General features: G+C 58.2%; 13 protein-coding genes. 5 read left to right on the top strand and 8 right to left on the bottom strand.

Annotated elements, in window-relative coordinates; translation table 11 throughout:
* The first annotated feature begins 13 nt into the window (after nucleotides 1-13).
* The gene (locus tag AC1RO5_RS14890; protein WP_493175867.1) at nucleotides 14-1,438 is read left to right on the top strand and encodes a gamma-aminobutyraldehyde dehydrogenase; all 1,425 of its coding nucleotides are present in this window, start codon (nucleotides 14-16) and stop codon (nucleotides 1,436-1,438) included.
* Between the two features lie 70 nt (nucleotides 1,439-1,508).
* On the opposite strand, the gene AC1RO5_RS14885 is transcribed toward AC1RO5_RS14890, so the two are convergent.
* Nucleotides 1,509-2,135: an RloB family protein gene (locus AC1RO5_RS14885; protein ID WP_493175865.1), complete on the bottom strand. Its 627-nt coding sequence runs from the start codon at nucleotides 2,133-2,135 to the stop codon at nucleotides 1,509-1,511.
* A 2-nt stretch (nucleotides 2,136-2,137) separates the two neighbouring features.
* Nucleotides 2,138-3,391: an AAA family ATPase gene (locus tag AC1RO5_RS14880; RefSeq protein ID WP_493175863.1), complete on the bottom strand. Its 1,254-nt coding sequence runs from the start codon at nucleotides 3,389-3,391 to the stop codon at nucleotides 2,138-2,140.
* 376 nt (nucleotides 3,392-3,767) lie between these two features.
* Between AC1RO5_RS14880 and AC1RO5_RS14875 the strand changes: the two genes are divergently transcribed.
* Nucleotides 3,768-4,247 (top strand): BRO-N domain-containing protein, encoded by a 480-nt coding sequence (locus AC1RO5_RS14875; RefSeq protein WP_493175861.1) that lies wholly within the window; start codon nucleotides 3,768-3,770, stop codon nucleotides 4,245-4,247.
* A gap of 65 nt (nucleotides 4,248-4,312) precedes the next feature.
* On the opposite strand, the gene AC1RO5_RS14870 is transcribed toward AC1RO5_RS14875, so the two are convergent.
* Complete coding sequence (locus AC1RO5_RS14870; RefSeq protein ID WP_007940616.1) at nucleotides 4,313-4,498, bottom strand: hypothetical protein; 186 nt, start codon at nucleotides 4,496-4,498, stop codon at nucleotides 4,313-4,315.
* 412 nt (nucleotides 4,499-4,910) lie between these two features.
* Between AC1RO5_RS14870 and AC1RO5_RS14865 the strand changes: the two genes are divergently transcribed.
* Entirely contained in the window at nucleotides 4,911-6,536 is a 1,626-nt protein-coding gene (locus tag AC1RO5_RS14865; RefSeq protein ID WP_493175859.1) for a glucan biosynthesis protein D, read from the top strand.
* Between the two features lie 144 nt (nucleotides 6,537-6,680).
* Here the strand turns inward: AC1RO5_RS14865 and AC1RO5_RS14860 are convergent, their stop codons facing one another.
* The 3 genes from AC1RO5_RS14860 to AC1RO5_RS14850 form a co-directional block, all read right to left on the bottom strand.
* Complete coding sequence (locus AC1RO5_RS14860) at nucleotides 6,681-7,787, bottom strand: NADH:flavin oxidoreductase/NADH oxidase (protein WP_007940618.1); 1,107 nt, start codon at nucleotides 7,785-7,787, stop codon at nucleotides 6,681-6,683.
* A 353-nt stretch (nucleotides 7,788-8,140) separates the two neighbouring features.
* Nucleotides 8,141-9,850 (bottom strand): single-stranded-DNA-specific exonuclease RecJ, encoded by a 1,710-nt coding sequence (gene recJ, locus AC1RO5_RS14855; RefSeq protein WP_493175858.1) that lies wholly within the window; start codon nucleotides 9,848-9,850, stop codon nucleotides 8,141-8,143.
* A 66-nt stretch (nucleotides 9,851-9,916) separates the two neighbouring features.
* Entirely contained in the window at nucleotides 9,917-10,459 is a 543-nt protein-coding gene (locus AC1RO5_RS14850; RefSeq protein WP_007940622.1) for a YaeQ family protein, read from the bottom strand.
* Nucleotides 10,460-10,607: 148 nt separating this feature from the next.
* Between AC1RO5_RS14850 and AC1RO5_RS14845 the strand changes: the two genes are divergently transcribed.
* Both AC1RO5_RS14845 and AC1RO5_RS14840 read left to right on the top strand, forming a co-directional pair.
* Nucleotides 10,608-11,807, top strand: a complete 1,200-nt coding sequence (locus AC1RO5_RS14845; RefSeq protein ID WP_019651844.1) for a CaiB/BaiF CoA transferase family protein — start codon at nucleotides 10,608-10,610, stop codon at nucleotides 11,805-11,807.
* Nucleotides 11,788-12,714 carry a TIGR02285 family protein gene (locus AC1RO5_RS14840; RefSeq protein WP_493175856.1) on the top strand — a complete coding sequence of 309 codons (927 nt, stop codon included), beginning with the start codon at nucleotides 11,788-11,790 and terminating at the stop codon, nucleotides 12,712-12,714. Before AC1RO5_RS14845 ends, AC1RO5_RS14840 begins: the two co-directional genes overlap by 20 nt.
* 171 nt (nucleotides 12,715-12,885) lie before the next feature.
* Here AC1RO5_RS14840 and AC1RO5_RS14835 read toward each other — a convergent pair whose 3' ends face one another.
* A complete protein-coding gene (locus AC1RO5_RS14835; protein WP_019581629.1) occupies nucleotides 12,886-13,173 on the bottom strand; it encodes a DUF3509 domain-containing protein in 288 nt (95 codons plus the stop codon).
* 176 nt (nucleotides 13,174-13,349) lie between these two features.
* Nucleotides 13,350-14,705: a transporter substrate-binding domain-containing protein gene (locus AC1RO5_RS14830; protein WP_493175854.1), complete on the bottom strand. Its 1,356-nt coding sequence runs from the start codon at nucleotides 14,703-14,705 to the stop codon at nucleotides 13,350-13,352.
* Nucleotides 14,706-14,785 lie beyond the last annotated feature (80 nt).

Raw genomic sequence — 14,785 nt, 5'->3', positions numbered from 1 at the left:
GGAGGACAACACCATGCAAACCAAACTCTTGATCAATGGCCAACTGGTCGCCGGCGACGGCCCCGCCCAAGCCGTGTTCAACCCGGCCCTCGGTCGTGTACTGGTGGAAATCAACGAAGCCAGCGAAGCCCAGGTCGACGCCGCCGTGCGCGCCGCCGATAGCGCCTTTGAAGGCTGGTCGCAAACCACGCCGAAAGAACGCTCGCTGTTGCTGCTCAAACTCGCCGACATCATCGAAGCCCATGGCGAAGAGCTGGCCAAACTGGAGTCGGACAACTGCGGCAAACCCTACAGCGCCGCGCTGAACGACGAGATCCCGGCGATTGCCGACGTGTTCCGATTCTTCGCCGGGGCCAGCCGTTGCATGGGCGGCGCGCTGGGGGGTGAATACTTGCACGGCCACACCTCGATGATCCGCCGCGACCCGGTGGGCGTGATTGCCTCCATCGCGCCATGGAACTACCCGCTGATGATGCTCGCCTGGAAAGTCGCCCCGGCCCTGGCCGCCGGTAATACCGTGGTGCTCAAACCGTCGGAACAAACCCCGCTGACCGCCCTGCGCCTGGCAGAACTGGCGTCGGAAATTTTCCCGGCGGGCGTGCTTAACCTGGTATTCGGTCGTGGTCCTACCGTTGGCACCCCACTGGTCACCCACCCGAAAGTGCGCATGGTATCGCTGACCGGTTCCATCGCTACCGGCTCGAATATCATTTCCAGCACCGCCGGCAGCGTCAAACGCATGCACATGGAACTGGGCGGCAAGGCGCCGGTGATCATCTTCGACGATGCCGACATCGACGCCGCCGTGGAAGGCATTCGCACCTTCGGTTTCTACAACGCCGGCCAGGACTGCACCGCCGCCTGCCGCATCTACGCCCAGGCTGGCATCTACGACACCTTCGTCGAGAAGCTCGGCGCCGCGGTCAGCAGCCTCAAGTACGGCGTGCAGGATGATCCATCGACGGAGCTGGGCCCATTAATCAGCGCGCAACATCGCGACCGCGTGACCGGGTTTATCGAGCGGGCCATGGCGCAACCGCACATTCGTTTGATCACCGGCGGCAAGCCAGTGGAAGGCAATGGCTTCTTCTTTGAGCCGACGGTGCTGGCCGACGCACAACAGGACGACGAAATCGTGCGCCGCGAAGTGTTCGGGCCGGTGGTATCGGTGACCAAATTCACCGATGAAGCGCAGGCCCTGGCCTGGGCCAACGATTCGGACTACGGCCTGGCGTCGTCGGTCTGGACCTCGGACGTCGGCCGCGCCCATCGCCTGTCTGCGCGCCTGCAGTATGGCTGCACCTGGGTGAACACCCACTTCATGCTGGTCAGCGAAATGCCGCATGGCGGTCAGAAATTGTCCGGTTATGGCAAGGACATGTCCCTGTATGGGCTGGAGGACTACACCGTTGTAAGGCATGTGATGTTCAAGCATTAAAAATGCTTCGTGGGTAAGCCTCGCTCCGAAATCAACCGTGCCCTCATCTCTGTGGGCACGGTTGATGGAGTTAGATCGGCTGAGGCTTGGAGAGGGTTTCGAATTCATCCATCAGTAGATGGATTTCGGTGCTGGGGTTAGGTTCGCCGCTGATGGCGACGTCCTCGAGAATCTTGGGGGCCAAAGCTCTGGCTTTCTGAAAAGGCTCGCCCAATAGCTGAGCAAAATAGCTGATGTCTTTGCCCTTCTCGTACTTATCCATGTTCGGTTTTTCTCTGAGGCTCTTGGCTACCAAGTCGCCCGGAGAGTTTTTCCCGACAGCTCTAAATGGCTTTCGATTGAAGCCGAAGTGCAAAAGAAGCCAAAACTCAAAACAGGGAAATGACGCTATGACTTTGATTTTCGGATGAGGCTTCGCCAGATCTATCGCCCTCTCAAAACATAGATGTGTATCACGATCCAATGCACAAAATACCCTATCGAAACATTTCTGACGGGCTATGGCTCTTTCAACAATGCCGCTTGGGTGCGTGACGCCGCAGTGGGCAATTTCAACCTGGGCCTTAGCACGAAAATGAAAGGCGGCCTCCTCCAGATACCGTTTTCCTGACTTGCTATCTTCACAGAGGACCAACACTTTGGGCTGAGGCTTGAGTCTCGACTTCATTCGATCAAATGATTTTGTCGAGCGCATCATGGTCACCTCAGCCTGATCAAAGGCAAACCGCGGTAACGGCCTTCAAAGTAGCGCTTCTCAATATCCTCCCCCTCTCGCCCTTCAAAATCGTGAACGGAAAAAATACTGGTTGCACCATTGGCATCGCGCTCAGTGATCCAGAACTGATCACGCCGCAGAATTTTTGCGTTCATTAGATGAGTGTCGTGAGTCGTAAAGATCAGCTGAGTATCCAACCCCCTATCAAGATGCTTCCCGAGCAGATCAGCAACTATTTCTGGATGAAGGCTACTGTCCAACTCATCGACAGACAGTATCCCGCTTCCATCTGCGCGATTGATCATGAACCAGGGCAACCAGAAACCAATCAGGTTTTTTGTGCCGCCAGACTCCTCTGAGAAATCAAACTCCGCTGTTCCTAAAAGACTTGTATGCGTCAGGGTCACCTTGTCTTTTTGGGCGGCGGCGAAGAATTCTTTTAACGTGAGCTTTTTCTTGGTCGGTACAGCATCCACATCCTCAGTATTGAGTTGAATAGCAGACACTGGGATATCCACTTCCCTTAAAAACTCCTTTAAATCACCCGTGTAGTCCGAGGCAACCTGTAGAAACCTGATGGAGGCTTCAGACAACCCCATCATGTTGTTCTGTTCAATGACAAGGAGACCGGTTTGAAACCAGGTAAACGGTGCTCGCAACTGTGTCAGTTCTTCGCTGCTGTTCGCCACGGCCTGCGAAATAAACAAAACCTTCGGGCTCGTCAAACGCCGCCAAGCATTGTGGACATCTTTCCCACCCTCAAGACTTGAGCCAAAAACATACTGCTCTCCCTCGTCACCAAAACGACGCTCATACAGCAGCGTTTCTTTCCCTTTGGGATAGGAGACCAGCTGCTCCTTGATTATCCGTTGCGAAGTAACGCGTAGAACAAACCGATATCGGAGCCCGTTTTGAATGAAGTTGTACTCAAAGGAACTGGGTTCGTTCTGGAGTTGCGGATCAAAGCGAAACGGTGAAACCGGCAGTGGTTCGTCATTTGAGGAGGGTGTCGTTGCGAGCAGGCGTCCCATGATCCCCATCGCCTGGATAAGCGAAGATTTACCGGACGCGTTCGGCCCGTAGATCGCTGCCACCTTCAACAAATCAGGAAGCTTTTCGCCACTCACTGAAGGTTGGAAAACATTGCGTTTTTTACTCAGACGCGGGGTCGCCACCATGGACAGGGTTTGCGCCTCGCGGAAGGAGCGATAATTGGAAACCGAAAATTCGATCAACATGTAGAAATCCTGCACTTAATTTCCAAGAGCAGAATAAATATAGGAAAAAACATTCATTTGGCGCTGTTTCCCTGCACTTCGTGCAAAAACAGGAAATTCCTACAGATGGAGCCTTCCAGCAAAGGCAACGATTCCTACAACAAGCGTCGCCAGAGTAGACTTGGCGCCGCGAGCGCCTGAACGATAGGCTTCATCCCGTCGCTGCAAAATCAGCGGCCCGGGGTCGAAGCCGGTACATCATCAACATGGCGCATCCGCGCTCCCATATGAGTGGCGGCTCCCTTTTTTCATCCTGGAGTCGAAAAATGCTTAAGCACAACATCTCAAATCCTGAAGTTTTCACAAAGTGCCATCCGACTTTCGCGGGAGGCAGGCCATGACCCATCCTCATTTCACCCCTACTGTCTTCACCCGCCACAACCGCTTCCTCCACGCCTTCATGCAAGCCAACCAAGCCTGGTTCTGCGTTCAGGATTTAGGTCGCTTGATGGGTCGACCGCTGGACCAAAGACTCACCCTGAAGCTAGATCCTGATCAACGCCAATATGTCTGGCTGCTGAAGAATGGCAAAACGGTCGAATCACTGATGGTCAGTGAATCAGGGATGTACGCCCTGCTCGTTCACCATTTCGTCCCGGAAAATCGAAACCTGCGTCAATGGCTGAGCAATGAGGTCATGCCAATGCTGCGTGATTCGAATGCGGCGTCGTTGGAGAACATTCCAAGTCTGAGTTCGTTGCAGTGGGCCGGAATCTCGGTGCCGCTGCTGCGTTGGCAGCATCAGTCCTGGATCAAATGGCGCGACCTGCCTGATCTGATGCAAGCACAGCGACCATTCACGATTGGTAGCCGATGATCTGATGCACAAAGGGACGGACTTTTGAGTCCGTCCCTTTGGTTTTCCAGCATTACTCCCCACCTTCAAAACCGCGAAACACTCCTCATCGCATCCACCAGATAGCGCATCGCAATCCGGTCGCTCTCCGACAGCTCGCGATAGCGCTCCACCAACTTCAACTCCTCCGAACTGAGCCGACGCCTTCGCCGCCCGGTGGCCAGGCAGGGAAAGAGTCCTAACATTTCAGTTATGCCTTGTACTTTCGACATGGACGATGTCCTTCTATACGTCAGAGAAAACTGCAAAACCGCATCGCCCTATCACTTTCAGCGGCCGTCTTGTGTGCACTGAACCCACCGGCCTGAAGGGCCGAAACCGGTCATGTCCATAGAATAGAAATTAAATCGGCGCTGAGAAGCAGTTTTTAGAGTAATTAGTCGAAAAAAGCAGATATGCCCTATAAATCAGAAAGCGCTGTGAGAAACGTTACCTGACATGTCTTGTTTCATTGCCGCGCTGTCGCGGTGCTATCAATCATTTTTGCTCTGCAATCGAACGGTTTAAGCTATTTGGCATCTGTTCTAAAGTCCGTAGCGTTTGGCCGAAGGCATGTCCGAACCGTTATTTCTGATCCAGCACGTGCCAGGAACGGCGCGGGATTGTTCACGACAGGTTGTACTTATGCACCGCAGGAATTTGCTCAAAGCCTCCATGGCCATCGCGGCTTACACCGGTCTCTCGGCCACCGGCCTGCTGGCCGCAAACGCCTGGGCCGGTAGCGGCACTGCCGATGGCGACGCTCAGGCGTTCGACTTCGAAGCGCTGAAGAGCCAGGCCAAACAGCTCGCCGGCAAGCCGTATCAGGACACCAAACAGGTGCTACCGCCGACGCTGGCGACCATGACGCCGCAGAACTTCAACGCAATCCGCTACGACGGCAATCACTCGCTGTGGAAGGATCTGAAAGGTCAGCTGGACGTGCAGTTCTTCCACGTCGGCATGGGTTTCAAGCAGCCGGTGCGCATGTACAGCGTCGATCCCAAGACTCGGCTGGCGCGCGAGGTGCATTTCCGCCCGTCGCTGTTCAACTACGAAAAAACCACCGTCGACACCCAACAGCTCAAGGGCGACCTGGGGTTTTCCGGGTTCAAGCTGTTCAAGGCCCCGGAGCTGGATCAGCACGACGTCTTGTCGTTCCTCGGCGCCAGCTATTTCCGTGCGGTAGACGCCACCGGCCAGTACGGTTTGTCGGCCCGCGGCCTGGCGATCGACACCTACGCCAAGAAGCGTGAAGAATTCCCGGACTTCACCAAGTTCTGGTTCGAGACACCGGACAAGGACAGCACCCGTTTCGTGGTGTACGCCCTGCTCGATTCGCCGAGCGCCACCGGGGCCTATCGTTTTGACATCGATTGCCAGGCCGAGCGCGTGGTGATGGAAGTCGACGCCCACGTCAATGCCCGCACCGCCATCGAGCAACTGGGTATCGCACCGATGACCAGCATGTTCAGCTGCGGCACTCACGAGCGCCGTATGTGCGACACCATTCACCCGCAAATCCACGACTCCGATCGCCTGGCCATGTGGCGCGGCAACGGCGAGTGGATCTGCCGTCCGCTGAACAACCCGGCCACCCTGCAATTCAACGCCTTCGCCGACACCGACCCGAAAGGCTTTGGTCTGGTGCAGACCGACCATGAATTCGATAGTTATCAGGACACCGTCGACTGGTATAGCAAGCGCCCGAGCCTGTGGGTAGAACCTACAACCGCGTGGGGCGAAGGCTCTATCGATTTGCTGGAAATTCCTACGACCGGCGAAACCCTGGACAACATCGTCGCGTTCTGGACGCCGAAGAAACCGGTCGCGGCCGGTGATTCCCTGAACTACGGCTACAAGCTCTACTGGAGCGCCTTGCCGCCGGTGGGTACGCCGCTGGCACGGGTCAATGCGACCCGTTCGGGCATGGGCGGCTTCGTCGAAGGCTGGGCACCGGGCGAACATTACCCGCAAGTCTGGGCGCGCCGCTTTGCCGTGGACTTCACCGGCGGCGGGCTGGACCGCTTGCCGGAAGGCGCGGGGATCGAACCGGTGGTGACCTGCTCGAACGGTCAGGTGAAGGATTTCAACGTGCTGGTGCTCGATGACATCAAGGGCTACCGAATCACCTTCGACTGGTACCCGACCAATGACAGCGTGGCACCGGTGGAACTGCGGTTGTTCATTCGTACCAATGACCGCACGTTGAGTGAAACCTGGCTGTATCAGTATTTCCCGCCGGCACCTGATAAGCGCAAGTACACCTGATATAGCAAAATCAAAAGATCGCAGCCTCCGGCAGCTCCTACATTAGATTGTGAACACCCTGTAGAAGCTGGCGAAGCCTGCGATCTTTTGACGTTAAAAAGCCCCCGTCAACCCGACCGGGGCTTTTTGGTTTTACAGCGGCCTTCAGTCACGCAAATCCGATTCATGAATCGGTTGGTCACGATGGGTGGCCCGCTGGTATTGCGCCGGCCAGACAGCCTTGTGCCCACCCAGATCGTCATCGGCATGCAGCGGCCAATACGGATCACGCAACAACTCCCGGGCGAGGAAGATGATGTCGGCCTGACAGGTACGCAGAATGTGCTCGGCCTGGGCCGGCTCGGTGATCATGCCTACCGTGCCGGTGGCAATGCCCGACTCCTTGCGTACCCGCTCGGCGAAACGGGTCTGATAACCGGGGCCTGTAGGAATCTCGGCGTTTACCGCTGTACCGCCCGACGAAACGTCGATCAGGTCCACACCCAGGTCTTTCAGGCGTCGCGCCAGCTCCACGGTTTCGTCGGGGTTCCAGCCGTCTTCCACCCAGTCGGTGGCCGAGACCCGCACAAACACCGGTAACTCTTCAGGCCACACGGCCCGCACCGCTTCGGTGACTTGCAGCACCAGCCGGATTCGATTCTCGAACGAACCGCCGTACTGATCGCGCCGCTGATTGCTCAAGGGTGAAAGAAATTGATGCAGCAGGTAACCGTGGGCGGCGTGCACTTCGACCACTTTGAAACCGGCGGTCAGCGCCCGTTTGGCCGAATCGACGAAAGCCTGGACGACCTCAGCGATCTCACTTTCATTAAGCTGCTTGGGTGGTGTGTGCTGGGGGTCGAATGCGATCGGCGAAGGGCCGACCGGGATCCAGCCGCCGTCTTCCGGCTTGACGCTGCCATGCTTGCCCAGCCACGGCCGATGCGTGCTGGCCTTGCGCCCGGCATGGGCCAACTGGATGCCGGCAACGGCGCCCTGAGCGGCAATGAAGCGCGTAATACGTTGCAAGGGTTCGATCTGTTGATCATTCCAGAGGCCAAGGTCCTGGGCCGTGATACGCCCGTCGGCGGTGACCGCCGTGGCTTCGGTGAATACCAGACCGGCGCCGCCGATCGCGCGGCTGCCGAGATGGACCAGATGCCAGTCATTGGCCAGCCCATCGACGCTGGAGTACTGGCACATCGGTGACACCGCGATGCGGTTAAGCAGGGTCAATTGACGAAGGGTATAGGGTTCAAGCAGCAGACTCATGGGGCACCTCTCAAATCAGTGGGCAGGCTCCAGGGTTCTGTTTGAATAGTCGACGAGTGACAGGAAGGTGCAGCACCCGCCCCCGCGGGCAAAAAATTCGACAAGACGTCACAAGGATAATCAAGCAGTGCTTAGAGCCTAGTCGACATCGCGGGATCAGGGAGGGTTCAAGAAATGAAACACCGCCAATTTGAGGTCCAGGCGATACCTGTGGCGAGGGAGCTTGCTCCCGCTCGGCTGCGCAGCAGTCGTCAACCAACCGACGCGGTACCACAGGAAAAAGCGTTTAAAGGTTTAGGGCCGCTTTGCAGCCCAGCGGGAGCAAGCTCCCTCGCCACAAAAGCATCGTGCCGTTATCGCGGTTCGATGTGGGCAATCATCAACTGCACAGTCTCGTTTCCACGAAACTCGTTGAGGTCGAGCTTGTAGGCCAATTCAACCCACTTGATGGTTGGATTCGGCCAGATATCCCGGTCAATACCAAAGGCGATGCCATCCAGCTTCACCGAGCCGCATTCACTCTTCAGCACCACTTTGAGGTGCCGTTCGCCAACCACCCGTTGCTCGACCAACTGGAACACCCCGTGAAACAGCGGCTCCGGAAAGTGCTGCCCCCAAGGTCCGGCGTGGCGCAGGGCGCGGGCCAGCTCCAGGTGAAACTCCTCGACCGCCAAAGTGCCGTCCGACAGCAGCCGCCCGGTCAGGTCTTCTTCGCGCATTTGCCTGCGCACTTCGGCATCGAAGGCTTCGGCGAACAACGGAAAATTCGCTTCCGGCAAGGTCAGGCCGGCCGCCATGGCATGGCCGCCGTATTTGCTGATCAGGTTCGGATGTTGCGCCGCGACCACGCTCAAGGCATCACGAATGTGAAAGCCTTGAACCGAACGCCCCGAGCCCTTGAGCAGACCATCGCCGGCATCGGCAAAGGCAATGGTCGGACGGAAATAGCGCTCTTTCATACGCGACGCGAGGATACCGATGACGCCCTGGTGCCACTCGGGATCGAACAGGCACAGGCCGAACGGCATCGATTCCACCGGCAGATCCTTGAGTTGGGCCAGCGCCTCGCGCTGCATGCCCTGCTCGATGGATTTACGGTCCTGGTTCATGCCATCCAGCTGAGCAGCCATTTCACGGGCGGCGCCAGCGTCTTCGGTGAGCAGGCACTCGATGCCCAGGCTCATGTCATCCAGCCGTCCTGCCGCGTTCAGACGCGGGCCGAGGATAAAACCCAAGTCAGTGGAGGTGATGCGCGAATGATCACGCTTGGCCACTTCAAGGATCGCCTTGATCCCCGGCCGCGCGCGCCCGGCGCGAATCCGCTCCAGGCCCTGATGCACCAGAATCCGGTTGTTGGCATCCAGCGGCACCACGTCGGCGACGCTGCCCAGCGCCACCAGGTCGAGCAATTCGCCAATGTTCGGCTGCGGCGTGCTCTCGTACCAGCCCAGGCTGCGCAGGCGCGCGCGCAGGGCCATCAGCACATAGAAGATCACCCCGACACCGGCCAGGGCTTTGCTCGGGAATTCGCAACCCGGCTGATTCGGATTGACGATGGCATCGGCCAACGGCAGCTCGTCGCCGGGCAAGTGGTGATCGGTGACCAGCACCTTGAGCCCGGCCTTTTTCGCCGCCGCCACGCCTTCGACGCTGGAAATGCCGTTGTCCACAGTGATCAGCAACTGCGGATCGCGGGTCAGCGCCACTTCGACGATTTCCGGGGTCAGGCCGTAGCCGTACTCGAAGCGGTTCGGCACCAGATAGTCGACATGCGCCGCGCCCAACAGGCGTAACCCCAACATGCCCACGGTACTGGCCGTCGCGCCATCGGCGTCGAAGTCGCCAACGATCAGAATCCGCTGACGCTGCTCCAGCGCCGTTACCAGCAAATCCACCGCCGCCTCGATGCCCTTGAGCTGCTGGAACGGAATCAGCCGCGCCAGGCTCTTGTCCAGTTCAGCCTCGGACTGCACGCCCCGCGCCGCGTAAAGGCGGGTCAGCAGCGGTGGAATATCACCGAGAAATGGCAGGGTGTCGGGCAACAGGCGAGGTTCGATGCGCATGGGGTGACAGGTGCTTCTCTTGAATACGTAGGGTAAAACCGGGTGACGCGGCCAAGCGGCGAATAATCAGCCGCGTTCGCCGGCCAGCCATTGCAACTGGACTTCGTGCTGACCACGGTCGTCGGTGACGAAAATCGTTCCTTCGCTGATCATCACGTCCCACTTGATAACGCGCGGCATGTCCTTGGCCAGGGTTTCCAGCACTTCCTGGGGTACGGCGGCGATGTTGACGTTTTTCAGGGTCTTGATCGCCGGGATCACTTTGCCTTCCCAGACACGCAGGCTGCCGTAGGCCAGCAGGCTGGTGCGTTCGGTGCGGCGCGAGCACCAGGTCAGGCGATCGGCGTCTGGCTGGCCGACTTCGATCCAGTGCAGGACACGGTCGTCCAGGCTCTTTTCCCACAGCGCCGGCTCATCCACGTCTGACAGACCGCGGCCAAAAGACAGCTGCTCGTTGTACCAGAAGGCGTAGGCCAGCAGCCGCACGGTCATACGCTCTTCGGTTTCCGAAGGGTGACGGGCGATGGTCTGCTTCACGTTCTCGTAGACGCTGCGGTCGAGGTCGGTGAGGTTCAGTTCAAACTTGTAGGTCGTGGACGGCTGGGCCATGAACGGGCTTCTTGATACGGGGAAAGGCGGCAAGTCTAACCGATGCAAGAGGCAATCAACGAATTGAAGGCGAATCAACTTTGGGCGATGAATGTCGGCCTATGATAAAACTCTGTATTCGCTCAGCCTTTGTCCTACAGGATTTCGCATGCCGTTCTCCAATAAACCGCTCTCGGGTCTGAAAGTCATCGAATTGGGTACGTTGATTGCCGGGCCGTTTGCCTCGCGTATTTGCGGCGAATTCGGCGCCGAAGTGATCAAGATCGAGTCACCGGACGGCGGTGATCCGTTGCGCAAATGGCGCAAGTTGTACGAAGGCACCTCGTTGTGGTGGTTCGTTCAGGCACGCAACAAAAAATCCCTGACCCTGAACCTGAAACACCCGGATGGCCTGGCGATCCTGAAACAGCTGCTCAGTGAAGCGGACATCCTGATCGAGAATTTTCGCCCCGGCGTGCTGGAAAAGCTCGGCCTGAGCTGGGAAGTCCTGCACGCACTGAACCCGAAACTGGTGATGGTGCGGCTCTCGGGCTTTGGCCAGACCGGCCCCATGAAAGATCAGCCGGGCTTCGGTGCTGTCGGTGAGTCCATGGGCGGCCTGCGCTACATCACCGGGTTCGAGGACCGGCCGCCGGTGCGCACCGGGATTTCCATCGGCGACTCGATTGCCGCGCTCTGGGGCGTGATCGGTGCACTGATGGCCTTGCGTCATCGCGAGGTCAACGGTGGCTTGGGCCAAGTGGTGGACGTGGCGCTGTATGAAGCGATCTTCGCCATGATGGAAAGCATGGTCCCGGAGTTCGACGTGTTCGGCTTCATCCGCGAACGCACCGGCAACATCATGCCGGGCATCACGCCCTCCTCCATCCACACCAGCGCCGACGGCAAACACGTGCAGATCGGCGCCAACGGCGATGCGATCTTCAAGCGTTTCATGCTGATCATCGGCCGCGAGGACCTGGCCAACGACCCAGTGCTGGCCAGCAACGACGGGCGTGACAGCCGTCGCGACGAGATTTACGGGGTGATCGACCGCTGGGTCAACTCACTGCCGCTGGACGCAGTGATCGAGCAATTGAACCAGGCTGACGTTCCCGCCAGCCGGATCTTCAGCGCCGAAGACATGTTCAGCGATCCGCAGTACCTGGCCCGGGAAATGTTCCTGCAAGCCAAGCTGCCCGACGGCAAGGACTTCAAGATGCCCGGCATTGTGCCAAAACTCTCTGAGACACCCGGCACCTCGGAATGGGTCGGGCCGCAGTTGGGTGAACACAATGCGCAAGTCCTCCACGATCTGGGCTACGACCCCGCACAGATCGCACGACTGCGTGAAGACGGGGCCATCTAAGCTGAATCGCCTGCTTTCATCCGTCCTCGGTTACGCCGGCATCGGGCGCCTGCTGGCGGCGCTCGGGCTGTTGTCGGGCCTGATATCCCCGGCCCTGGCGCACCCTAAGGAGCATTTGTTTTGGCTGTTGCGCGACCTGCCGCCACTGACAATCTTCGAAGGTCCGAAAAAAGGCCAGGGCGTTATCGACCAATTGATGCCCCTGCTGATCGCCGGTATGCCGCAATACGAACACACCCTGATGCGGGTCAATCGCGCCCGCGGCATGCAAATGCTTCACGAAGAAACCTTCACCTGCGATCCCTCGCTGGTCTGGAGCAAGGAGCGCGAACAATGGATCGCGTATTCCATTCCGGCCTTCCGGGTGGTCAGCAATGGGTTGGTGATCCGACGTGAAGATCGGCCGGTGCTGGAGCCGTTTTTTTCCAACGGTGAAGTCGATCTGGCGGCACTGTTGGCCAGCGGTCGACAGAAAATCGGGGTAATTGCCGAGCGCCGTTACGGTGAGTTCCTCGACACGCTGCTGCAACAGGCGCCGGCCGGCGCGCTGACGCCCCACTATGGCAATGACGCCCTCGGCAGCCTGTTGCAGATGCAGCGCCTGGGGCGTTTGCAGGTGGTATTGGGTTACTGGCCAGAAATCCGCTATCAGGCCCATCGGGAAAACCTGGCCGATGAGCAACTGGAGTTCTACCCGGTCAAAGGCACGGGCAACTACATGCCCGTGTACATCGGTTGCTCGAATACGCCCCAGGGTCGACAGGCGATCAGTGAAATCAACCGACTACTGCGCGCCCTGCCCCGCGATCACATGGACCCGCTGTATGCCGACTGGCTCGATCCAAAAAGACGCAAGGATTACCTGGAAGAAACCAGGGCCTTTTTCGAGCATCAAGCCACGCAATGACAAATCGCGGGCAAAAAGAAACCCCGAGAAGTGGGGAGACAACTCGGGGTTAAACGTGGCCTGTATTACAGACCAGTAGCAGCAAGCTACAAGCACCGGAGCACAATGCTTGATCCTGCCGTTACATGGTCTGACTGACCTTGGTGCAGGAAGGTTCCCACAAAAAACACTTCAATTTCGGCTGGCCAGGCGCTTGTCCTGAGCCGCATTGCGCAATGCCGCGATGACACAGGGCTCCAGGCGTCCCTCAGCGATCAGCACGTCGCGGTGCAAGCCGTCGACGACATCCGTCAGCAGACGTTTATCGGTTAACTGGGCCTGATTGAACAGCCGTTCGACCACGATAGCGCCGGTCGCACTCTTGAGCGTCACCAGGCATTCGCCATGGGCACCCGATGGGGTCAACGTGACTTGGTACGGGCTCAGAGCCTCGCCGAGCAATAGACTGATACTTTCCATCTCGATCACCACTCAATAGTCCGCAAACAAAGTGCCTGGGGCGTATCCACAGTAAATGACCCCAGGCCCGAGAAGAAAGTTCTGGATTCCAACGGCAGGCGCACCGGCGCCTCTGGTGGATAAAGCATGCCCGGAAAAGATGACAGTAAAAAAACAGCCGCTTCAGGCATTGCGCTTCACGCCTGCCTTGTCCGCTTGGCCAGATCGGTCCATCCACCCAGCAGTCCTCGCAATTGACCGTCCGCGCTGTAAAACGGCACCGTCCACTGATAGATGTCCCTGACGCCGTCCTTGAACATCAACTGACGTTCGCTGAAGCGGGTCTTGCGCGTGCCGAGTTGGGCCATGAACTCGGCGTGCAGTTGCTCGGCGGTTTCTTTGGGCAAGACATCGAGTTCGATCAGTCGGCGCCCCTGAATATGGTCGAAACGGGTCGACAAACTCTCCTCATAACTTTTGTTGCACATGATCAAACGCCCTTCCAGATCACGCACGAACATCGGATCGGGCATGGCGTCTATCAAGGCGTGCTGGAAGGCGAGCTGGTCATTGAGGTCTTTTTCGGCGTCCCGACGTTGCTGGATCAACATCGTGAGTCGTCGGTTCCACAACAGGGATAGCAGCACAAAAACACTGGCGAAAAAAATGCCCCAACAGCCCCATTCGGTTATTCGCTGCCAGGTCGAAGGCGTCTGTACAGGAACAATGCCATCGAGCCACTTCAAGCGAATGGCGCGTAACTCGGCAGGCGGAAACGCTTCGAGCGCCTTGTTGAGGATGCTCAACAATTGCGGCTGTCCTTTGCGTACCGCCAGATGATCGGCCTCCCATTTACCCTCTACCGTAGAGCCCACCTTGAGCTGCCCGGACGGATAGAGCTGCGCCCCGGTTTCGTTTTCGATGGTGGCGTAGGCTTCGCCGCTTTCGACCAACGCCCTGGCCTCGGCGTAGGTTTTGACCGAATGCAGCTCGATGGCCGGGTAGTCGCGACGAATGGTGGCCTCCAGCGCATGCCGGGCTGGCAGCACCAGTACTCTTTTCGACAGCTGCTGCATGGATTGCACCGCTGGCGCCCCCACTCGCCCGACGAACACCCAGCCCGCACCACCGAACGCATGACTGAAATCCAGAAACTCCTTGCGCTCCTCGCTCATTGCCAATGTGGTGCTCATGTCTGCCGCGCCGTTTTCCAGACGCTCCAGTAATTGGTCGGTGGAAAACGTCTCTTTATGGAGAAACTTCAGCCCTGTCATGGCGCTGATGCGGTTGAGCACATCGTTGTTCAAACCGCTCCACTGTCCATGCTCATCCTTGAACAGGTACAACGGGTACTGCGCCGAGGCGACGATGACCGTCGGATGTTCCGCAATCCATTGCAGCTCCTGAGCGTCTAGCCCGATCGCGGCCCCGGCGACTGACTCCCGGGGTTCATAAGCCGCCAATTGCGCCGCCAGCCCCCATTGAGCAACGCTCATGGCGCCGACCAACAATATCCAGCACGCGGCTGGTTTAAACCCTCTAAAAAACAGCATTGCCACTTCCTTGGTAATCGTCTCGCCCGTCCTTCATGGGCGGCTCTTCATTTACGAAACCCGACAAGTGTGGCATGCAG

Source organism: Pseudomonas sp. GW822-FHT02G04 (assembly GCF_058802085.1).
Note: the sequence above shows the minus strand (reverse complement) of the source record. Positions and strands in the feature narration are given on the sequence as shown.